Consider the following 20,046-nt stretch of genomic DNA (forward strand, 5'->3'; position numbering starts at 1 on the left):
TGACGTCATTGAGGTGACGACTGTTACCTTATCTGGGAAACGATCGTTACCTTAATTGAGGGGACAGCTGTGTCCGTCGCCGTACCACAGCGTGTGCGACTGCCCGCGTGGCTGCTCGCCCTGGTGTTCACCACGTTCGTGTTCGCCACCGACGACTACGTGATCGCCGGCGTGCTGCCCGCGATCTCCGCGGACCTGGGCGTCAGCGAGGCGGCGGGCGGGCAGCTCGTCACCGTCTTCTCGCTGGCGTTCGCGCTGGCGGCGCCCGTGGCGTCCGTGGTGACCGCGACCTGGCCGCGGCGCGCTCTGCTCACCTGGGCGTTGGCGCTGTTCGTCGTGGCGAATTGGGCCAGCGCGTTCACGACCTCGTACGCGCTGCTGATGGGGCTGCGGGTGCTGGCCGCGTTGGCGGCGGCGGCCGTCGTTCCCGCCGCGTACGCCATCGCGACCGCCCTGGCCCCCGAAGGCCGGCAGGGGCGCTACCTGGCGCTGGTGATGGGCGGGCTGACCGGGTCGCTCGCGCTCGGCGTGCCCCTCGGCACCTGGGTGGGCGGCGCGTTCGGCTGGCAGGCGACGTTCGGGCTCGGCGGAGCACTGGGGCTTGTCGCATTGGTGGCGATCCGGAGCACGCTGCCCGAGCAGCCCCCCGCGCCCGCCATGCCGATCCGGGATCGGCTGAGGCCGCTGGCCCGGCCTCAGGTGCTGCTGGGGATGCTCGGGATCGCGGCGATCGTGCTGGGCAGCATGATGGTACTGACCTACCTCGCACCGTTCCTGCGTGACCTGGCCGGCGCCGGACCGACCGAGCTGGGGTGGGTGTTCGTGCTGGCCGGCCTCGCCGGGCTCGCGGGCGGGCAGCTCGGCGGGCGCGCTACCGACCGGTGGGGGGCCGATCGGGCGCTGATCACCGGAGTCGCGGGGTTCGCGGCGGTGATGGCGATCTTCAGCGCCTGTTGGTTCCTGCGGCCGGTTCCGTTGCTCGCGCTGCTGCCGCTGCTGCTGGTGTGGGCCGCCGTTTCGTGGTGGATCCCGCCGCCCGCCCAGACCCGCCTGCTCGCCCTGGCCGGGCCGGCGGGGCCGCAGGCGCTCGCGCTCAACAGCAGCGCCGTCTACGTCGGGGTGTCGGGCGGAGGCGCGCTCGGCGGGCTCGTACTCGACGGGCACGGAAGCGGCTGGCTGCCCGCCGTGGCGGCCGGCGTCGAGCTGGCCGCCCTCGCCCTCTTCTGGCTGGCCGGACGGGCCCCGCGCCCGCGACGGTCCCGCCCTGGCTCCGACGCGGCCAACCTCGTCTCCCGGAACGAGTCGTGACACCGGTCAGGTCACTTGCCGCCTTTCACGCGGTCCCCTCGGCCGTCCCACCGCCTGGCGCACGATTGGATCCGCCCTTGCCCTCTGCCGCCCGCCGAGACCGTACCCGAGGGTTTTCCCCGGCCAGGCGGTCAGCCAGTCTCCATCAGCCGTCGCTGCCGGCAAAATCACGTCCCTCTCGCTCAGGGCATCTGCCCAGCCGCCGACACGTGGCAGGCACGAGGCGGCACCGCCACTACGGTGCGGAGCGGCAGGAGGTGATCGGCCCGGATCATGGGACCGTTTCGGCAAGTGTGCGCTGAATTCTGCGCATGTCGCCGTTCCTGCTCTACGCGACCCGGTGAACGTTTCCGGTCACGGCGGCTAGTGTCCTGCGCCTGAAATTCGTCGGCAATGTCGAGCGAGGGATTCGAGGACCTCCTCCGCGCTCTTCTCCCACACGAACGGCTTGGGATCCTCGTTCGACTGGCTGATCCAGTCGCGGATGTCGGCCCCCAGCCTTTGCACGCTCTTGTGGGCTCCGCGCCTGATCAACTGGTCGGCCAGAAAGCCGGACCACCGCTCGACCTGGTCGACCCACGACGAACCGGTAGGGGTGAAGCGCCGATGGCGGGCCGGCCACGCCTTGATCGCCGGAGCCTTGTGCGTGCCGCAGGTGTTGCAGATCAGATGCACCTCCAGTTCGGCGGGCACCGCCATGTCGATCATGATCAGGAACTTCTTGAACTCCGCGGCGCGATGCCGGCGGTGCAACTCGCCGATGACGGTCCCATCGGCGACGTTGAACGCGGCGAACAGGCTGGTGATCCCAGCCGTCCAACCCACCCTGGGCGAACGCCACTCGCCACTTACGCACCGTTGCCAACGCCACCCCCAGATCCCGCGCAACCTGCGCGTTACTCGCCCCCGGCTCGGCGCATGCCAATACGATCTTCGCTCGGATCGCCAACCTCGACGGCTGCGCCGACAAACCGATCGGCTGAGGACGGGTCCACGACCCGTACGCCCTCTCCCGGCGCAGCCGCCAGTTCCGCTCGCAATTGCGTGGCGGCGTCGGCGCACGGCAACTGGAACACCCGCTGGCGTGACCAGGTGCGCTTCGACCCCAGCGGCACCCACCCGAAGATCGTCTACCACAAGGACGGCGGTTCGACGCACACCTTCCGCTTCGCCAACGCCGCCGATGACACGGTGGAGAACCACGCCGGCGGATGGTTTTACCCGCGCCTGATCGGCTGGAACGGCCACCTGGGTATTTCCAATGGAGATGTCCGTTTCCGGAACACGTTCGTGTACCACTCCAACTTCGGCGAGGCCCACCTCGAGATCGGCACAGCTTCCATGGAGGCCCGGCTCGAACGAGCCGAGCCCGGAGGCATCCCGTTCGCCCCCAAAGGCCCCTGGTCCTGGTAACGAATCGCCACCAAGGAGATAGCGATGAGCACCACAGATACCGGCCTCGGCAGCTTCGACATGAAGATCGAGGTGATCGTCCTGCCCGTCTCCGACGTCGAGCGGGCGACGGAGTTCTACCGCAGGATCGGCTGGAGGCAGGATGTCACGCCGCCCGGGGTCGAGCAGTTCACGCCGCCTGGTTCACCGGGTTCGGTGCACTTCGGGGAGAACATCACCTCGGCTGCGCCCGGCTCGGCCAGGGCGTACGTGATCGTCTCCGACATCGAGGCCGCCAGGCGCGCGCTGGTCGCGGCCGGCGTCGACGTCGGCGAGATCTTCCACCGCACCCCGGACGGGCAGGCGGACGGCCTGGATCCGGAGCGCCACACCTACAACTCCCTCGCCACCTTCAGCGACCCCGACGGCAACACCTGGGTCATGCAGGAGGTCACGACCCGGCTGCCCGGGCGTGTGGACCCGGCTCCGGCCTCGTACACCTCCGTGGGCGAACTGGCCGAGGCGCTGCGGCGGGCCGAGACCGCCCACGGCGAGCACGAGAAGCGCACCGGCGAACCTGACGCGGACTGGCCGAGCTGGTACGCCGCATACATGATCGCCGAGCAGGCCGGGACGGAGCTGCCCACCTAACCGTGTTGGACATGCCGCCCTTCGCTCAGCCGAGCCGGCTCCGGATGATTCCGGCGAGGGCCGGATATCCGGCTTTGTTGGGGTGTGGCAGGAATACGACAGAAACGCACCACACCGGGCCCTGACCGGATAGAAGCTGTGATCTGTCCGGTCAACCCGGTGGCCGGCCGGTGCCGCTAACGGCTGTCCCGCCGTTCCTCAGCTCCGGATGCGGTGGCGCGGTGTGTTTCCGGCGCACTCCGGCTGTCCCCCGGTGTGCGGTGCTCAACCCTTCGAGATCATCTCGATGTGGGTTTTGGGCTTATGTGGGCTGCCCCCTACAGCATTGGCCGCAGGAGCTCGCACCCGGCGCAAGGCCGCCCGCCACGCGAGCACGGCCAGCGCGGCAGCAGTGGCTACGGCCAGGGCGAGAAGGCGCGCCGTCGGATCCTCCAGCGGGCGAGCGATGAGACGCCTGTGAGACGGCCACCCCGCTCGGCCGGTGGGCCTGATTCGGTTGGCGTCCCAGGATGCGCAGGATCGCCCGGTACCTGCGCATCCTGGGGAGAAATCATGGCCGACTACAAGGTCCCGCCTGACCCGATCGCTGCTCAGCAGGCATTTCGGCAGGCCGAGCAGTGAGTCTCAGCGGCGTACGCGGCCCTGCCGTCGGCAGTGGACATCGCCGCCCAAGAGGCGGACGTCACCGAGGAGCAGCGAGAGCTCGACGAAGCTCGGGCCGAGCAGGGTCGCTGCATCGACGCGATCTACGGCCACTCCCGGTGGGACGACATCGCAGACACGTACGCCACCAAGGTGGCGCTACGGAAGGCGGCCAAGGCCCGAGGGTGCGGCGTGCCTCTCCGCCCTGGTGGCCGGGGCTCGCCCGTCACACCTGTTGACGCTCAGGGGATGTACACCTCGTAGTAGAAGCCCGCCAGATAAGGGCCACCCCCGCGAAACCAGTGACAGTAGACGAGCCCGGTGTATTGACCGTTCTGCGCGGCGTCCTCGTAGGCGAGGTCGCAGGCGGCCAGGGTCTGGTAGGGGCCCTGCAGGTACCAGTCCGGTGTCGGCCAGGTCCCGGCGGCCATGGCCGCACTGGTCTGGATGGCGGCGACGGCGGGTGCGGTGCTAGCCAGGACACTGGCGCCCAGCGCCACGGCGAGTACAGCGGAATGTAATCGGCGGATCTTCATTGTGGGTGACCCCTCACATTCGGGAAGGAGAACACCCTCAGATAAGCACCGGCTATCGGGCTTGAAAAGATACCGATTCTCCATATTCAGCCGGATGGTGCGTTTGTCGAGGTTATTTCGCCGGGCCTGAACACGTGAGCGCCCCGCCGGCCTGAGCGGACCGTCCGGGCCGCGACCTGCAGGTATGACGCAGGCAAGAAGATCAAGGAGCAGAAACGGCATGTCATGGTCGACACGCTCGGGCTACTGCTGTGCGTGATCGTCACCGCCGCGTCGGTCCAGGACCGTGACGGGGCGCACCCGCTGCCGGCCCTGCCGAGGGCGCGGTTCTCCACCATCAGGCTGGTGTGGGCCGACGGCGGCTACGCCGGACGGCTGCAGGCCTGGGCCAAGCAGGTCCTCGGCCTGGCCGTCACGATCGTCAAGCGCAGCGACGACGTCCGCGGCTTCGTCGTGTTACCAGGCTCTAACCCGCCTCCGCGCTGACCGTTGGCGCTCGCCCGGTCAGATGAGCCGCTGTTCCATCGCGACCACCACGGCGGCCGCCCGGTTGTCCACGCCCAGCTTGGCGAAGACGTGCTTGAGGTGGGTCTTGACGGTGGTCTCGCTGATGAGCAAGGCCCGCGCGACCTCCTTGTTGGCCGCGCCCCGCGCGATGAGCCTGAGCACCTCCAGCTCACGCGGGCTCGGCGAGGCCCGGCGCTTCCGGCCGAAGCCGTCGAGGAGCTGCGAGGTGATTCTCTGGGCCAGGATCCGGCCGCCGGCCGCCGCCGTGCGTACGGCGGCCTGCAACTCCTCGCGCGGCGCGTCCTTCAGCAGGTAGCCCGCCACGCCCGCGGCCAGCGCCCGCGACACGTCCGCGTCGGTGTCGTACGTGGTCAGCACGATGACGTGGACCTCCGGATGCTCCGAGCGCAGCCGCTCGATGGCGCCGACCCCGTCGAGCCCTGGCATGCGCAGGTCCATCAGCACCACGTCGGGACGCGTCGCCCGAGTCTGGGCGAGTGCCTGGTGTCCGTCGGCGGCCTCGGCGACCACCTCGATGTCGGGCACGCCGTGGAAGATGCCGCGCAGCCCGTCGCGCACCACCGGATGGTCGTCGACGATCATCAGACGTATGGGATGCTCACGCACAGCGCGGTCCCTCCCCCCGGCGCCGACTCCACGGTCACCGTACCCCCTGATCGCGAGGCGCGCTCGCGCATGGCGATCAGCCCGTAGCCACCCCCGGTGGCGGCCGGATCGAAGCCCGTCCCGTCGTCGAGCACGTCCAGCGTGACCTCCTCGTCCATGTACGACAGGGTCAGCGCCGCGCGCCCGGCCCGCGCGTGCCTGGCCACGTTCGCCAGCGCTTCCTGCGCCGCCCGCAGCACCGTCGTCTCCATTTCTGACGGCAGCCGCCGCAGTTCGCCGTCCACCGAGACAGTCACGAGCACACCGGTGGCGGCGGACCAGCGCTCGGCGACCGCGGCCAGCGCCTCGTGGAGCTCGGCCCGCTCCAGCGGCTCGGGGCGCAGGGCGTCCACGGAGCGCCGGGCCTCGTTGAGGCTGTCCCGGGCCAGCTGCTTGGCCAGCGAGATCCGCTTGCGCACGGTGTCCGGGTCATCGATCCCCTGCTGGGCCGCCTCAAGCTGGGCGATGATCCCGCTGAACCCCTGGGCGAGCGTGTCGTGGATCTCCCTGGCCAGTCTGGCCCGCTCCTCCAGCGTGCCCACCACCCGGTTCTGCTCGCTGTGCCTGATGAGATCCCGGGCGAACAGCCCCATGACGGTCGCCAGCATGATGTTGCCCACGAGGCGTCCCAGGACGGACGGATCGTGGGGGATCATCTCGATCAGCCCGCCCGCGGCGGATGAGGAGAAGACGAGCATCACCGTGCCGGCGTAGCCCCATCGCCCGGGCAGCAGGAGGTACGGCAGTGCGAACATGCCGAACAGCGTCGTCTCGTACGCCGAATCCATCCTGATCAGCGCGGACTGCAGCGCGATCAGCACCAGCAGGTGCCAGGCCATGGGATTGAGCCGTTCGAGGAGAGCGGGCCTGCGCGCGACGAAGAACGCGTACCAGCCGGCCATCAGTGCCGTGAGCGCGAGCGTGGCGGGATCGGGACCTCCCTCCAGGACCACGATCGTCGCGGCGACCGTGAGGCAGGTGTAGAACAGCAGGTGGAAGACCCGGACCCAGCCCGCCTCATCCATCACCCGATCACTCCCAGCGGAACAGCGCAGCCGCCACGGCGGTGCCGAGGACGGTTATCCCCGAAAGTATCAGCAGGGGCGGCAGCGTCGGGACGTCGGACCAGCTCTCCCGCAGGGCGGTCACGGCGTGGGTGAGCGGCAGGTAGTCGCCGATCCTGTGCATCGTCTCCGGCACGCCTTCACGGGGGATGGCCGCGCCGGCCAGGAAGATCATCGGAAACATGACCAGCAGCCCGATCAGCTCGGCGGTCCGTGCGCGTGGCACGACGGCGGCGATCACGAACCCGATGGCGTAGCACATCAGCGCGCTCAGTACGAAGGCCAGCGCCAGCCAGGCAGGATGCGCGGGCGGGTCCACCCCGAACCCGATCATGCCGACCCCCATGACGATGGCCGCCCCGGCGAGCGCCATCGAGAGCTGGGCCACGAGCTGCGCGGTGAGCAGCACGAACGGCGAGACTGGGGTGGTCGCGAGGCGGCGCAGCACCTTCCGCTCCCGGTAGGTCGCCAGGGTCGCGGGCAGCGCGGTGATCCCGCCGATGGCCAGGATCATGGCCAGGTAGCCGGGCACGTGGATCTCAAGCCGGTTGCTGCCGCCGTTCAGCATGAGAAGCATGGACGGGAAGGCGACCATGAAGAACAGGCTGCCCGGGTCCCTGGCCAACAGCCTGAGTTCTGTCGCCGACAGGTGGGCGAACGCCTTCATCGCCCCTCCCCCGACAGCGCGAAGTACGCCTCCTCCAGGGAGCCGGTCCCGGTCCGGCCGATCAGCTCGCGAGGGCTGCCGAGCGCGATGATCCGGCCGTTGCCGAAGACGGCGACCCGGTCGCACAGTTCCTCGGCCTCGTCCATGAAATGGCTCACCAGCACCGCCGTGGTACCGGAGGCCTTGAGGTCGCCGATGAGCGTCCATGTCTCGCGGCGGGCGACGGGGTCGAGGCCTGTGGTGAGCTCGTCGAGCACCACCAGTTCGGGGCCGCCCACCAGGGCCATCGCGAGCTTGAGCCGCTGCTGCTGGCCACCTGACAGGTCACCGAACGCCTTGTTCGCGATCGGGCCGAGCCCCCAGCGCTCCAGCACCGCCCGCCAGTCGTCCGGGCGATCGTAGAACGCCGCGAACAGGCGCATGGCCTCGGCCACCCTGAGCCGGTCGGGCAGCTCACCCTGTTGGAGCTGCACGCCTGTGCGCTGGGCGAGGGCGCGGCGGCGTCTCGCGGGGTTCTCACCGAGCACGCGTATGGTCCCCGAGTCCGGCTTGCGCAGCCCGACCAGGCATTCCACCGTGGTGGTCTTGCCCGCGCCGTTATGGCCCAGGACTCCGAACGTCTCTCCCCGCGCCACCGTGAACGACACCCCGTCGACCGCCCGGGTGTTTCCATAGTTCTTGCGGAGGTCCTCGACCTCGATCACCGTCATGCTCCGAGCCTGGCCGGGCGCGAGGTCGCACGGCATCGCCCGATCGTGCGGACGCCATCCTCCTTCCGGAGGATGACGTCACCTCGGCGTATCACTCGAACTGGTCCCGGTCACGCCAGGCACCGGGTGACCTAGCAGGGCGTGCCCGGACGTCCGCCGGGCACGCCCTGCAGTCCTTCATCGCGCCGCCGAAGTTGAACGACCCCGCCAGGTACTTGGTGACCGCCACGTACAGGGGTGTCCGGTGGGTTTCCCCGGCCCCGCCCGCCGCACCCCGCGTGCGCCTCTCCACGCACCGGGCGCTCCATGTGCCTGGCCCGTTGGTCAGCCGCTCGGCGCTACTGCTGGGCTCAGGGGTCCACGAGGTCGCGATTGGTGTCCTGTCTGCCTCCGAAACGGCCCCGACTCCTGTGGCTACGCTCGGCCGCCACTCGACGCCCCTCAAGGCCGTAGCGATCTCAAGCGGGGCATACCTTGCGGTAACCGTCTTCGCCTTCCCGACCGTGATACCGGCTGGTCATATGTACTGAGGCTGTTCTCTCAGGAAGTTCCGATCCTGCCCGGCGCCGATGTCCCGGGAACCGCCGGCAGGCCGTACGCCCTATGCCGCGCCGGGAGGGACTGGCCCGTCGGCTGTGTCGGCGTGGGCTTGGTCCAGCGAAATGGGGCCGAGGTCGGCGGCGGTCTGTGCCAGCGCGCGGATGGTGGGGCGGTCGGCGGTGGACCGCCAGATCAGGGCGAAATGGAGGGCGGGCGCATCGCGGACGGGCACGAAGACGATGCCGGGCGGGCTGTTGTAGCGGGCGGCGATTTCACCCAGCGGGTGGACACAGTGTCCGGCGGCGACCAGGGTGAGGATCTCGTGGAAGGTGCGCGCGATGGGCCCGCGCGGGATGCGGCGGCCGAGCGGCGTGCGGACGGGGGTCATGGACGAGACCCAGTACTCCGGGGCACCGGGACCGAGGTCGACGACGTGGTTGTCGGCGAGGTCCTCCAGGGACGCGCTACCGCGATCGGCCAGCGGATGGTCGGAGGCAACCGCCAGCACACGACCGCTGGTGAGCACGGTGGGGCCGACAGTGAGGTCTGGTTCGGCCACCGGCAACCACAGCACGTGCGCGTCGGCGTCTCCGTTGCGCAGGGCGGCGGCGGATACGTCGCCTCCAAGTGGGCCCTGGAAGGCATGAGTGAAACCCTCGCCCAGGAAGTCGCCGCCTTCGGCATCAAGGTGACCCTGGTCGAGCCCGGCTCCTACGCCACCGAAGGGGCCGCCGGCGCCGTCCACGCCGACGCCAACCCGCTCTACGACGGTCTCCGCGAGGGCTTCGCCGCGTTCGCCAAGACGCTTGACGTCGGTGACCCGGCCGCCGCTGGCCGGGCACTTCTCAAGGTCGCCGACGCAGACAACCCGCCGCTGCGGGTGTTCTTCGGCACCCAGGGCAACCAGATCGTTCCCCTGGTCTACGCCGACCGGCTCAAGACCTGGACCGACTGGCACGACCTCGCGGCGGAGGCACACGGGCACACCCCCGTGGGCCCGGCTGCCTGACCCGGCGACCGACCTGCGGGAGGGCGCAGACCGCACCGCGGGACCCCTTCGGCAGGAACGGCTCTCACCCCGAAGCGTTCGTACACCTCAGCAGGGTGAGGGCCGAGGTTCTGGCACCACACCGCCGCACTCATTGACCGACCGAGTGGCGGCTCCCCGTGACTGTAGGAGCTCCGGGCCAAGTAAGGCAGCAGCGCGAGCGCTCTGTCGTGGGGCCCGGCGGTGAGCTGGGCGTGGCGGACGTGGCGGCGGGCCCGGCGCTCGCCCAGGGCGCGGGGTGTGCGGTACGGCGGAAGGCGCGTTCGCGCCGGGTTTGAGGTTTGCCGACGTCGCGATGGGCGTAGATGTCGTCGATGGCCGACAGATAGGTGTCGAGAGTGTTGGGGGCGGCGGCCGTTCTTGAGGTGGCGGCGGAAGTCGCACACGGCGCCGGTGGCGGCGATGGGGTCGGTGAGCGGGTCGCCGTCCAGCGCACCGGCGTCGGCCTGGCCGGCGGACCAGGCCAGGTAGCCGCGCAGCCGGGAGTGGTACTTGGTTTTACTGGAGTCGGCCGGCGGCGAGTGCTCCAGCGCCGCGGCGTACTCGGCAAGGACTCCCGCGTACGGGCCGGGGAGCGCGGGAGCGGCTTGTGTTTCCGGAAGCTGTTCCGGGGGCTTGCGCGATCTCCTGGATTGCGTTTCCGGAAGTAACTCCCGGAATCGCGGCATTCCGGAAGTAGAGCAGGGTCGGTTGCGCCTCCGCGCGGGCGTTTGACCTCAACTGTGGTTGAGATTGCACGATAGCGGCCGGGGCATTGCCCCGCATCCGACCTTGAGGAGTGTGTCCGTGAGCACGGATTCCGGTTTCTATTCGATCATCGACTACACCGTTGATGGCTTTGACACGCAGCGTGAGCTGGTGGAGGCGTTCGCGGAGATCCAGGAGCGGTGGGTGCGCTTCTATCCCGGCTACCGCTCGGCCCGATTCCACGTGAGCACCGACGGCAGCCGCGTGTACAACATCGTGCACTGGGCGAGCGAAGCGGACTACCGCCACTTCGTGGAGACCTCCGACACCGATGGCCGGATGGCCGCCATCGGCAAGGCACTGGAGGGCCTGTCCGGTAAGGCCGAACCCCGCATGACGGGGGCGCCCACCTACACCGTCGTCCGCGAGGTCGGTCCCGGGCCGCAGCGCCTCGATGCCTGATCGACCGACCCCTTTCGGCGGGCGGTTGTGCCCGCCGGCACCACATCGCCGGGTAGGCCGGACCAGCTCCATCAACCACGATCACTGTGCGGGACGTTCATGAAGCTCGAGATATACGCCGATGTGTTGTGCCCCTGGTGCTACATCGGCAAAAGACGCCTGACGGCCGCCTTGGCCCAGCAGACCGGCCGCACCAGCATCGAGATCGTCTGGCGCGGCTACGAACTCGCGCCGGACGAAGGCCGGACCCCCGGCCCGACCGCCGCGGAGGCCATGGCCGGCTGGTGGGGCGAGCAGGCACCCGCCCGCATCGCCCGGATCCGCTCGCTGGGCGCGGCCGAAGGCCTGGAGCTGAACTTGCATCTGGCCCGCCCGGTGAACACCTTCGACGCGCACCGGCTGGTCAAGCTCGCCACCGACCGCGGCCGAGCCGACCAGATGATGGAGCTGCTGCTGCACGCCTACCACACCGAGGGGCACAACGTGGCCGATGCGCAGGTCCTGCAGCGCCTGGGCGGCGAGGCCGGGCTGGACGCCGGGGAGGTGCTCGCTGTCCTGGACGGCGACGACTACGCCGACGAGGTACGCGCCGACCGGCGCCGCGCGGCCGAGCACGGCGTCACCGGCGTGCCCAGCCTCGTGATCGACGGCCGCCCGCCGGTCTCCGGAGTCCAGCCCGTCGCCGATCTGCACGTGCTCCTGCGGAACGACCCGACCGGCTCACCCGGCGTTGTGATCAAGCCTGGCCGGCCAGGCTGACAGACGATCCGGGGCGTGCGGGTCTCCTACGACACCCTCGCCTGGACGCAGCAGTGGTACGTGCGGGAGGCGACCCTCCACGAGGCCAACACCGTGATCGTCAACCACCACTACAAGTTGGAGCTGGCCAAGAAGTTCGGCGGCGGCACCATGTCGTCCTTCGACGGGCAGCGCTTCCCTGTGCGCGGCAAGTCCACGACCGCCCGGGACATGGTCATCCACGGCGGCCGAGTCCTGTCGACCTACACCCACGTGTCCGACCAGTGGTCGACCTACGGGACCAAGCAGATCGTGCCGACCACCCGCGAAGGCCATTGCACCCTCGATGAGCTGCTCGGGAACGACACAGACCTGCCGATCCGCGAGCACACCACCGGCACCCACGGTGCGACCCTGGTGAACTTCGGGCTGTTCGACCTGGTCGGCAAGTCCCTCACCCCGCGCGTCCGCGACCTCGGAAAGATCACCATGGTGCGGGGTGATTCCCCTGCCGCCACGAACGCGCTGTACCCGCACGCCGGGCCGCTGCCGGCCGACCGGTGGAATGAGGACCTGGTCGCTGGGTGCTGGCCCGACCTGCCGCGGATGGGCGGATCTTTGAAGTTCGGGGAGGCGACCGCGTCCCCGATCGTCGGGAAGTGATCTGCTGGACAACCGGGTACTACGGGATGGGCATCGGCGAACTACGCGGCCGGGGCCGCGAGGTCCCCGACGAACTGCTGTCGTTCATCGTCCCCGGCCCCCGCGAGAACATCAACTGCCCCCAGCCCCCGCGAGGACATCAACTTTTTCGGGTTCGTCAACGTCGACATCGAAGCCGAACTCGCCAAGCTCGACGGCGGGTGGCGGCCGCTGCGCCCCACCCAGGTGACCGAGTCCGGCACGACATTCATGCTGCAGCCCTAGCCCAGGCCCCTGCCCTCAGTGCTCTTGTCGCAGATTTGCTGTGGTGGCGGCGCATCAATTCCCCGATCCTTCACCTGTTGGTGTGCGGGGCTGTCGCGGGTAGTTCCACAGCGATACGGATCCCGCCGGCAGAGCGCGGGGTGAGGGTGAGCGTTCCGTCGTGTGCCTGGGTGATGGTTTTGACGATTGCCAGGCCGAGGCCGACGCCTGCGTGATCGGTGTATATGCGCTCGGTGCCGCGCTGGAATGGTTCGGTGAGCGTCGAGACCAGCTGTGGGGTGAGCTTCTCGCCGGTGTTTTCGACAGTGAGCACCACAGCCCTGGGGCAGACGCTGGTATTCACCCACACGGTGCCCTGTTCAGGCAGGTTGTGGACGATCGCGTTCTGCACGAGGTTCATGGTCAACTGCAGCAGGAGCGCTTGCGATCCGATGGCGGGGGTGATGTCACCGGAGGTCTCGATGGCGACGCCGCGCTTTTCCGCCAGGGGGAGGAGCGTCTCGGCGGCTTCTTCCGCCAGGAGAGACAGGTCGACGTGTTCCCGGGTGAAGGACCGCTGGTCGGCGCGGCTGAGCAGGAGCAATGCTTCAGTGAGGTCGATCGCCCGGGTGTTGACGGCGTGGAGGCGTTCGATGACTTCGCCGGTGTCGCGGTTCGGATCGGTGCGGGCCACGTCGAGAAGTGCCTTCGAGATCGCCAGCGGGGTGCGCAACTCGTGAGAGGCGTTGGCTGCGAATCTCCGCTGTTCGGCGACGTGCGCTTCGAGCCGCTCGAGCATGCCGTCGAAGACGTCGGCGAGTTCGCGGAACTCATCTTTGCGGCCCGGTAGCCGGATCCGGTGGGAGAGTGACCCGTTCGTGGCCATGCGTGTGGCGTCCGTGATGCGGGTCAGCGGGGCGAGCATCCGGCCGGCGAGGATCCACCCTCCAACGAGGCCGAACATCAGCAGGAAGAACAGTATCGCGCCCGCGGCCGACGCGAAGTCGCGCAGGAGGGTCGAGCGGCTCAGCACTCCCCCGGGGACACTCGCGTAGTCGGGCAGGTGGCGCAGGATGAAGATCCACACCGCCGCGGGCAGCAGGACGCCGGCGAGCATGAGGAATCCGGCGTAGCTGAGGGTGAGTTTGAGGCGAACGCTCAACCCAGGCGCTCTATCCACGGTCTCCTCCCTCGTGTCCGGCCTCTGGTTGCGTGTCAATGCGGTAGCCGACGCCGGGAACGGTGGCGATGATCCAGGGTTCGCCGAGACGCTTGCGCAGTGCCGAGACCGTGATGCGCACGGCGTTGGTGAACGGGTCGGCGTTCTCATCCCACGCCCGCTCCAGGAGTTCTTCGGCGCTGACGACACCGCCTTCGGCAGCGACGAGGATTTCGAGCACGGCGAACTGCTTCCTGGTCAGCGCGACATAGCGGCCGTCCCGGTAGACCTCCCTGCGGAACGGATCCAGCCGCAGACCGGCGATCTCTCGCACAGGCGGCCTGTTGTGGGCACGTCTGCGGTCGAGTGCTCTGAGCCTGAGGACGAGCTCCCGGAGCTCGAAAGGCTTGGTGAGGTAGTCGTCGGCGCCGAGCTCGAACCCGGAGGCCTTGTCGTCGAGCCGGTCGGCAGCGGTGAGCATGAGGATCGGCATGCCGCTGCCGGAGGCGACGACGCGTTTGGCGATCTCGTCACCGGACGGCCCGGGGATGTCACGGTCGAGGACGGCGATGTCGTAGGCGTTGAAGCTCAGCAGCTCCAGAGCGGTGTCACCGTCGCCCGCGATGTCGGACGCGATCGCTTCCAGGCGCAGGCCGGCACGGATGGCTTCCGCCAGAAAGGGTTCGTCCTCGACGATCAACACACGCATACGATCGATGCTACGGGCCGGCGCATATCGTCGGCGTATCGAAAATTCCATACGCGCCGGCAACTTCACGCCGCCTTGACTGGCAGTATGTCTCAAATACCAGCCTCGACGCGGAAAACGTCCCGCAAGATTTACTGGATTCTCGGCGTTGGCCTGATATTCGTCATTGCGATGATCAGCACGGCCCTTGGCTATGAGTCGCAGAACTCTCCGCCCTCCTCGGCCGCGCCGTGGTCCTCCCCCGCCGCGTCGCCCTCGGATGTTCCTTGCGGTGTGCAACGTGGTTCGCCCGGCGAGAAAGGTCCTCGCAGTGAACACCGTGGTCCGCTCGGCGAGGCCGACGGTGTCGTCCCCGACGGTGTCACGGTTTTCGACGACGCGATTCCGGCCGTGGCCAACCTCGATACCGATCTCTTCAAGGCGCTCCGCCGGGCCGCGACGGACGCCGCGAATGAAAGAATCAAATTCTACGTCAGTAGCGGCTGGCGTTCCCCGGCGTACCAGAATCAGCTTCTTCGCGAAGCGGTCTCCAAATACGGCTCTGAGAAAGAGGCCGCCCGATGGGTGGCAACTGCGGCGACCTCGCTTCACGTGAAAGGGGAGGCGGTCGACATCGGGCACTCCGATGCCACCGTGTGGCTGTCGAAACACGGGGCCGAGTACGGGCTGTGCCAGATCTACAGGAACGAAACCTGGCACTACGAACTGCGCCCCGAAGCGATCGATCACGGCTGCCCGCGCATGTACGCCGACCCCACCCAGGACCCCAGGATGCGGAAGTGACCGACAGTATGCGAGGACAGGCGCCGGTGGACAGGGCAGAGTCCGGACAGGGCGGCGTCGGCCGCTGGCGCGCGGGCGTCCGCCGGGCGATCCTGATCGGCTCCCGACCGGCGCCCTGGAGGCGTGGCCTGGTGCTCGCAGCACTGGCGCTGCTGCTGGGCCTGCTCATGCTGCTGCACGCGAAGATCCCGAACCGGCCCGGGAACCTCGGCAGCCTGGTGGAGACCTTCCTGCCGTGGTTCGGCCTGGGCATTCCGGTGCTGCTGGCCGGGGCGCTGTGGCGCCGCTCCGCCTCTGCGGTGGCCGCGCTGCTGCTGCCGGTCGTGGTGTGGGTTTACCTCTTCGGCGAGCAGCTCACCGACAAGTCCCACCCGGGTGCCGACCTCACCGTGGCCAGCCACAACGTCGGCGCCGCCAACCCCGACCCCGCCGGCACCGCCCGCGACCTGGCCGCCTCCGGGGCGAACGTGCTGGCGCTGGAGGAGCTGATCCCGCAGACCACAGGCACGTACGAGAAGGAACTGGCGAAAACCTACCCCTACCACACGGTGCTGGGCACGGTCGGGCTGTGGAGCAAGCTGCCACTGTCGGGCACCCAGCCGATCGACATCATGAACTACGGGACACTGGCGGAAACCATACCGGCCGACACAAAGATGGCCCCGAACCGGGCGCTGCGCACCACGGTGGCCACGGACCATGGGCCGCTGACGGTGTATGTGGCCCACCTGGGGTCCGTACGGGTGAATCCCAAGGCGGGCTTCTGGACGGCCTCGCGGAACATAGGCGTGCAGGCGCTCGGCAAGGCCGTCGCCGCCGAGAAGAACAAGCGGGTGGTGTTGCTCGGCGACCTGAACGGCACCATGGACGACCGCGTGTTCGCCGACATCACCTCACAGATGCACTCGGCCCAGGACGCGGCCGGGGACGGCTTCGGCTTCACCTGGCCGGCGTCCTTCCCGGTGGTACGGGCCGACGAGATCCTGGTCCGCGGCGTGGAGCTGGAGAGCTCATGGGTGCTGCCGGCCACCGGCAGCGACCACCTGCCGGTGGTGGCCGGAATCAGCTGGTGAACACCGCGCCGCACCGGAACCGGAGCCTGCCCCCGCCTATGCACCCCAGAAGCCACTGGTGAGTTACCTGGCACCTGGTCGGCCGCTCGTTAACGCTCACCCTCCACCCGCCACAGGGCGCGGCCTTCGGGGAGCTGGGTGCGGAAATCAGCGGTAGCGATCGGCCTCGATCGCGTCACCGCTCATGCCTGGTTTGTTGTGACACAGAATTTGAACTACCTGTCACACTGGCCTCACCGGCCGGACGAACGCCCAGCTCGCCGGGGGCCAGGCCGGCCCCGACTCGGCAACGTTACGGGTCACATCAGCGCGGGAGGTCCTCGTGACGGTCGTGCCGTTCCCCACCCCGCCCCCGACCCGGCCGCGGCCGCCGGCGGGGAGACCGTCCCGGGCGCCGTCGACCGGCACCTCGCCGGCCTCGGCCGGTACGTCCAACTCGGCGAACAAGCCTCCGTCCGCCTCACCGCCGACGCCGACCCCGCCTCACGACGCCGAAGCCGTTGACGTTTCCCTGGGAAGCGCTACATCACTGCAGGTCAACGGCGGGTTCGTTCATCTGTCGCCGATTGCTACGGGGACCCCGTGACCGGCCGCGAAGTGGCTGAGGGGTACACCTCCGATTCGCCGTACGGTGACTGTGAAACGGTGGCCGGACGGTTGCGAGCTGCTGTGTGTGCGCCCGTTGTCAAGGAACACTGCGCGCTCTGCTAACGACTCCCATGATCGGCCGCAAACATACTGAGCACGTCGTATCCGCCGAACGGGTTCGACGCCGTAAATTTCCGAAGGATTCTCAGTACAGGGCAGGGAATGAAAAGAAATCTCAGGCGATGGGGTGCCCTCGGCGCCGCGGCCGTTTCGCTGGCCGGGGCCATGGTCGTCACGGGCGGGGCCACATCGGCACACGCGGACACCCGGTGCAGCGTGAACGCGATCGCCATCAACGCCGGACCCGGCGGAGAGCCCAAGGCGCTGGCGTGGGGGCACTCCCACAAAACCGGTAACCACTACGTCCAAAGCTCCAAATGGTCCTCCTTTACGGGGAAGTACCTCTGGCAGTGGATGGCCGACAATAACGGCGGGAATGACGGTGACACCGCGGACACCTATTACGGCCCGAGCTTCTGTGACAACCCCGCGTGGTAGCGCTCACGGACGAGCGCGACTCCGGTCCGTGAAGGCCTCACCAGCCACGCGAGAGGCGTCGGATAACACGTCGTCGCCTCTTCCGTCGCGGACCGTCGCCGACCACGGGCGCAGCCGTGTGAAAGCGCCGGTCCGTCGGCCAGGAAGAGCATCTTGGTAAGACGCGTCGCGGCCTTCCCGATTTTCCCGGGAAGTCGCCGTTCTGGTTCGAAAGGCGTTTCGCCTTCGAAAAACCCCGATGCTTGAACGATTCCTCGCACGGTCGCCCCGGACGGTTGCGGCGCCGGGCCACCCGTAACCCGAGAGACCCTGTTCACCGGCCAGGCGAACAGGGTCTCTCACCTCGCGGCGACGATATTCCGACCTGCCCGCCCGCCTGTCGAAACCCCCGATGAATCGCTCGGTGATCGAACGACGACCGGTATGCGGCATCAGAGGTGTCATGTGTCCCGACGCCTTTGCGGACGGAGGCTTCGCTCATTCAGCGGGCGTCACTACCAGGGGGGACTACCGCACCAGCGCGACCCGAAGTAGGTGTCCCCCGTGTCACCGTCCGACCCGCCGTCGTTGTCCGCCCACCAGTTCCATATGTACAGCCCCGAGTTGGCGTCCCACCCGAAATCATGGATGTAGTGGTTGCCACCGTTGTGGGAGTGACCAGGGGCATCGCTGATGGGATCTCCGCCGGGACTGTCGTTGATCTTGATCCATCCCCAATTGCACCGGGTGTCCGCATGCGCCGATGTGGCCCCGCCCGTGACGACCATGGCCCCGGCCAGCGATACGGCCGCGGCGCCGAGGGCACCCCATCGTTTGATGGTCCGCGTCATTTCTTTCCCCTTTGCTAAGAAGTTCCTGGAAACGTGCGGCGTCAAATCCACCCACTGCGATCCGACCCGCTCAGTATCCGGGTGACCGACCTCGGAAGTCTTTACCGCAGCGCGCAGTATTCTTGGCAGTGAGCGCACACCAGGATCCAGCACCGATCGGAAGGCATCCACCCGGACGAGATGCGGAACCGGCGCCCTGATTCATTCCTCACGCACCCGAAGAGATGTCTCCCCCATTTTTCTGGACCGCCGGCGGCGCGATGCCCAAGGCGTTTGCCGGCAGAATCGCCTCTAGATCACCGGCGCGTGCTGCATGACGGTATTCCGAAGGGGACATGCCGTACGCGGCACGGAACGCGCGGCTGAAGTCGGCGGAGGTGGCGAAGCCCCTCCGCAGGGCGACGGCACGGATCGAGCGAGCGAGCTGGGAGGGGTCGGCGAGGTCCTCGCGGCACCGTTCGAGGCGTCGCCGGCGGATCCAGCCCGTCACGGTCTTGCCCTGCTGCTGGAAGAGAAGCTGCAGGTAGCGGACGGATATGTGGTGATGGGCCGCGATATCGGCCGGAGTCAGAGCGCGGTCGACGAGGTTGAGCTCGATGAAGGCGTGAATGCGCAGGATCAGGGTCTGTCTGCGGGTTTCCGGAGGGAGGATGTCGTCGGCGTCCAGGGTGTGGGCGAACAGCGCGGACACGAGGTCGACCGCGACCGTCCCCAGCCGAAACCCGTCGGACGGCTGGTATGAGCCGGTTCCTTTCATCAAATGTGTAAGGAAATGGGCCAGTAGGGCGCCGAAGCCCTCCCGCACCGACAGCCGGCGCGTAGTCAGCTTTTCAAGCATGTTCCCGGGCAGGTGCAGTAGCGCCTTGGGGATCTCAAGCGCCACTCCCGCATGCAGGTTTGATGAGTCGCCCGCGTGTAACTCGGTGGGCCGCGAGGTGTCGTAAACACATAGGCTATATGGGTCGTATACGATCTCGTGATCGCCGCGAACGGTTACGAGAGGGCCGTTCGTGGGCAGCGACAGGTGCACCCCTTCGGGGTCGGACTGCCGGATCAGCTTCGGGGTCCGGCGACAACATACGGACTGGAAGGCCGTCCGCCATACGGAAACGGAGCCGAGATCCAGCAGACGCTGAGAGGCCCGGAAATCCTCCCGGTGGTCGCTGGTCATGTCCATGGGCGCGTGCGCCTGGTTGACAAGCTCACGCCAGCGCTCGAATCGATCCGCCGGAGGCACGTCATCGCTCCGAAACACCGTCTCGGACAGCACATCTCTCCCCTTCGCGTCGGCCGGAACCCACCGAACCTCATGCAGAGGGCGGCCAGCAAGCCCGGAAAATCTGGAGTGTCCCTCTGATCAACTTCACCATTACATGATCAGCAGGTCCGGTCGAGGATTCCGGACAGCCGGAAACAATGAGGTCGTTCCGTCCTGAAGTCGCAGATAAGAATGCTGCTGTGATCGAGGCTGGACGTACTCACGCAGATAGTCGGCAGGGTTCTGATCTGGAGATCATCAGGCTTGCTCCCCCTCGGGGGCTGCTTCGTCCTGCGGCCACGAGCGGCTGCCATGGGTGCCCGACAGATGCCTTCCTGCTGTCCCAGATCAACCCGTCATCCCACACCGACATGGATTCGAAGTCAATCGGTCACCGGTCGTTACGGCGCGAGGTTCAGCAGAAGGGAGTGGCGGTCGCCCAGGAGCCGCTCAACTATTCGGTTCGGTCGAGTGTCTTGCGTGGTGGCCATAGGCGTCTGCGTGTTCTCCATGCCAGAGACGATCACACGGTCCGCGGACACGGCCCTGACATGGACCTGATGC

Annotated in this window: 22 protein-coding genes and 2 pseudogenes; 11 read left to right on the plus strand and 13 right to left on the minus strand. The window is 68.1% G+C overall.

Annotated elements, in window-relative coordinates:
• Positions 1–69 precede the first annotated feature (69 nt).
• Positions 70–1,308, plus strand: coding sequence for an MFS transporter (locus SROS_RS22995; protein WP_245564226.1), 1,239 nt, complete (start codon positions 70–72; stop codon positions 1,306–1,308).
• 363 nt (positions 1,309–1,671) lie between these two features.
• On the opposite strand, the gene SROS_RS23000 is transcribed toward SROS_RS22995, so the two are convergent.
• Together SROS_RS23000 and SROS_RS54475 are read right to left on the minus strand one after the other, a co-directional pair.
• Entirely contained in the window at positions 1,672–2,133 is a 462-nt protein-coding gene (locus SROS_RS23000) for a transposase (RefSeq protein ID WP_245564228.1), read from the minus strand.
• Positions 2,134–2,164: 31 nt separating this feature from the next.
• A pseudogene (locus SROS_RS54475) lies at positions 2,165–2,278 on the minus strand (hypothetical protein); the annotation flags it as partial.
• Between the two features lie 74 nt (positions 2,279–2,352).
• On the opposite strand from SROS_RS54475, the gene SROS_RS47690 reads away from it, so the two are divergent.
• Positions 2,353–2,721 carry an NPP1 family protein gene (locus SROS_RS47690; protein ID WP_245564230.1) on the plus strand — a complete coding sequence of 123 codons (369 nt, stop codon included), beginning with the start codon at positions 2,353–2,355 and terminating at the stop codon, positions 2,719–2,721.
• Between the two features lie 24 nt (positions 2,722–2,745).
• Complete coding sequence (locus tag SROS_RS23010) at positions 2,746–3,351, plus strand: VOC family protein (protein ID WP_012891319.1); 606 nt, start codon at positions 2,746–2,748, stop codon at positions 3,349–3,351.
• Between the two features lie 884 nt (positions 3,352–4,235).
• Here the strand turns inward: SROS_RS23010 and SROS_RS23020 are convergent.
• Positions 4,236–4,493 (minus strand): hypothetical protein, encoded by a 258-nt coding sequence (locus SROS_RS23020; RefSeq protein ID WP_043652709.1) that lies wholly within the window; start codon positions 4,491–4,493, stop codon positions 4,236–4,238.
• Between the two features lie 228 nt (positions 4,494–4,721).
• Between SROS_RS23020 and SROS_RS23025 the strand changes: the two are divergent.
• Positions 4,722–5,015: pseudogene (locus SROS_RS23025) on the plus strand (transposase); the annotation flags it as partial.
• Between the two features lie 18 nt (positions 5,016–5,033).
• On the opposite strand, the gene SROS_RS23030 reads toward SROS_RS23025, so the two are convergent.
• The 6 genes from SROS_RS23030 to SROS_RS52295 form a co-directional block, all read right to left on the minus strand.
• Positions 5,034–5,639 carry a response regulator gene (locus SROS_RS23030; protein ID WP_043652712.1) on the minus strand — a complete coding sequence of 202 codons (606 nt, stop codon included), beginning with the start codon at positions 5,637–5,639 and terminating at the stop codon, positions 5,034–5,036.
• Positions 5,639–6,727 carry a sensor histidine kinase gene (locus SROS_RS23035; RefSeq protein WP_012891322.1) on the minus strand — a complete coding sequence of 363 codons (1,089 nt, stop codon included), beginning with the start codon at positions 6,725–6,727 and terminating at the stop codon, positions 5,639–5,641. The genes SROS_RS23030 and SROS_RS23035 overlap by 1 nt, the downstream gene beginning before the upstream one ends.
• Before the next feature lie 7 nt (positions 6,728–6,734).
• Entirely contained in the window at positions 6,735–7,433 is a 699-nt protein-coding gene (locus SROS_RS23040; RefSeq protein ID WP_012891323.1) for an ABC transporter permease, read from the minus strand.
• Complete coding sequence (locus tag SROS_RS23045; RefSeq protein WP_012891324.1) at positions 7,430–8,143, minus strand: ABC transporter ATP-binding protein; 714 nt, start codon at positions 8,141–8,143, stop codon at positions 7,430–7,432. Before SROS_RS23045 ends, SROS_RS23040 begins: the two co-directional genes overlap by 4 nt.
• A gap of 91 nt (positions 8,144–8,234) precedes the next feature.
• Positions 8,235–8,435: a hypothetical protein gene (locus SROS_RS23050; protein WP_012891325.1), complete on the minus strand. Its 201-nt coding sequence runs from the start codon at positions 8,433–8,435 to the stop codon at positions 8,235–8,237.
• A 309-nt stretch (positions 8,436–8,744) separates the two neighbouring features.
• A complete protein-coding gene (locus tag SROS_RS52295; RefSeq protein ID WP_281048033.1) occupies positions 8,745–9,284 on the minus strand; it encodes a LysR substrate-binding domain-containing protein in 540 nt (179 codons plus the stop codon).
• On the opposite strand from SROS_RS52295, the gene SROS_RS52300 reads away from it, so the two are divergent.
• The 4 genes from SROS_RS52300 to SROS_RS23075 all read left to right on the plus strand — a co-directional run bounded on the left by SROS_RS52300 (position 9,168) and on the right by SROS_RS23075 (position 12,281).
• Complete coding sequence (locus SROS_RS52300; RefSeq protein ID WP_281048034.1) at positions 9,168–9,692, plus strand: SDR family NAD(P)-dependent oxidoreductase; 525 nt, start codon at positions 9,168–9,170, stop codon at positions 9,690–9,692. The two genes, SROS_RS52295 and SROS_RS52300, sit on opposite strands and share 117 nt — an antisense overlap.
• A gap of 825 nt (positions 9,693–10,517) precedes the next feature.
• Positions 10,518–10,880 (plus strand): antibiotic biosynthesis monooxygenase family protein, encoded by a 363-nt coding sequence (locus SROS_RS23065; RefSeq protein ID WP_012891326.1) that lies wholly within the window; start codon positions 10,518–10,520, stop codon positions 10,878–10,880.
• Between the two features lie 99 nt (positions 10,881–10,979).
• Positions 10,980–11,639 carry a DsbA family oxidoreductase gene (locus tag SROS_RS23070; RefSeq protein ID WP_012891327.1) on the plus strand — a complete coding sequence of 220 codons (660 nt, stop codon included), beginning with the start codon at positions 10,980–10,982 and terminating at the stop codon, positions 11,637–11,639.
• A gap of 15 nt (positions 11,640–11,654) precedes the next feature.
• Positions 11,655–12,281 carry a Tn3 family transposase gene (locus SROS_RS23075; protein WP_043652720.1) on the plus strand — a complete coding sequence of 209 codons (627 nt, stop codon included), beginning with the start codon at positions 11,655–11,657 and terminating at the stop codon, positions 12,279–12,281.
• 334 nt (positions 12,282–12,615) lie between these two features.
• Here the strand turns inward: SROS_RS23075 and SROS_RS23085 are convergent, their stop codons facing one another.
• Positions 12,616–13,686, minus strand: coding sequence for a sensor histidine kinase (locus SROS_RS23085; protein WP_281047951.1), 1,071 nt, complete (start codon positions 13,684–13,686; stop codon positions 12,616–12,618).
• A 10-nt stretch (positions 13,687–13,696) separates the two neighbouring features.
• Complete coding sequence (locus SROS_RS23090; protein ID WP_012891329.1) at positions 13,697–14,392, minus strand: response regulator transcription factor; 696 nt, start codon at positions 14,390–14,392, stop codon at positions 13,697–13,699.
• An 87-nt stretch (positions 14,393–14,479) separates the two neighbouring features.
• On the opposite strand from SROS_RS23090, the gene SROS_RS23095 reads away from it, so the two are divergent.
• The 3 genes from SROS_RS23095 (at position 14,480) to SROS_RS23110 (ending at position 17,394) form a co-directional block, all read left to right on the plus strand.
• Positions 14,480–15,175 (plus strand): M15 family metallopeptidase, encoded by a 696-nt coding sequence (locus tag SROS_RS23095; protein ID WP_081453200.1) that lies wholly within the window; start codon positions 14,480–14,482, stop codon positions 15,173–15,175.
• The gene (locus SROS_RS23100) at positions 15,172–16,248 is read left to right on the plus strand and encodes an endonuclease/exonuclease/phosphatase family protein (protein WP_012891330.1); all 1,077 of its coding nucleotides are present in this window, start codon (positions 15,172–15,174) and stop codon (positions 16,246–16,248) included. The genes SROS_RS23095 and SROS_RS23100 overlap by 4 nt, the downstream gene beginning before the upstream one ends.
• 810 nt (positions 16,249–17,058) lie before the next feature.
• The gene (locus tag SROS_RS23110) at positions 17,059–17,394 is read left to right on the plus strand and encodes a hypothetical protein (RefSeq protein WP_012891332.1); all 336 of its coding nucleotides are present in this window, start codon (positions 17,059–17,061) and stop codon (positions 17,392–17,394) included.
• Between the two features lie 494 nt (positions 17,395–17,888).
• Here SROS_RS23110 and SROS_RS23115 read toward each other — a convergent pair whose 3' ends face one another.
• Both SROS_RS23115 and SROS_RS23120 read right to left on the minus strand, forming a co-directional pair.
• Positions 17,889–18,224: a hypothetical protein gene (locus SROS_RS23115; RefSeq protein WP_012891333.1), complete on the minus strand. Its 336-nt coding sequence runs from the start codon at positions 18,222–18,224 to the stop codon at positions 17,889–17,891.
• A 208-nt stretch (positions 18,225–18,432) separates the two neighbouring features.
• A complete protein-coding gene (locus SROS_RS23120; protein WP_012891334.1) occupies positions 18,433–19,494 on the minus strand; it encodes an AraC-like ligand-binding domain-containing protein in 1,062 nt (353 codons plus the stop codon).
• Between the last annotated feature and the right edge of the window lie 552 nt (positions 19,495–20,046).

The organism is Streptosporangium roseum DSM 43021, assembly GCF_000024865.1.
GTDB classification, from domain to species: Bacteria; Actinomycetota; Actinomycetes; order Streptosporangiales; family Streptosporangiaceae; genus Streptosporangium; species Streptosporangium roseum.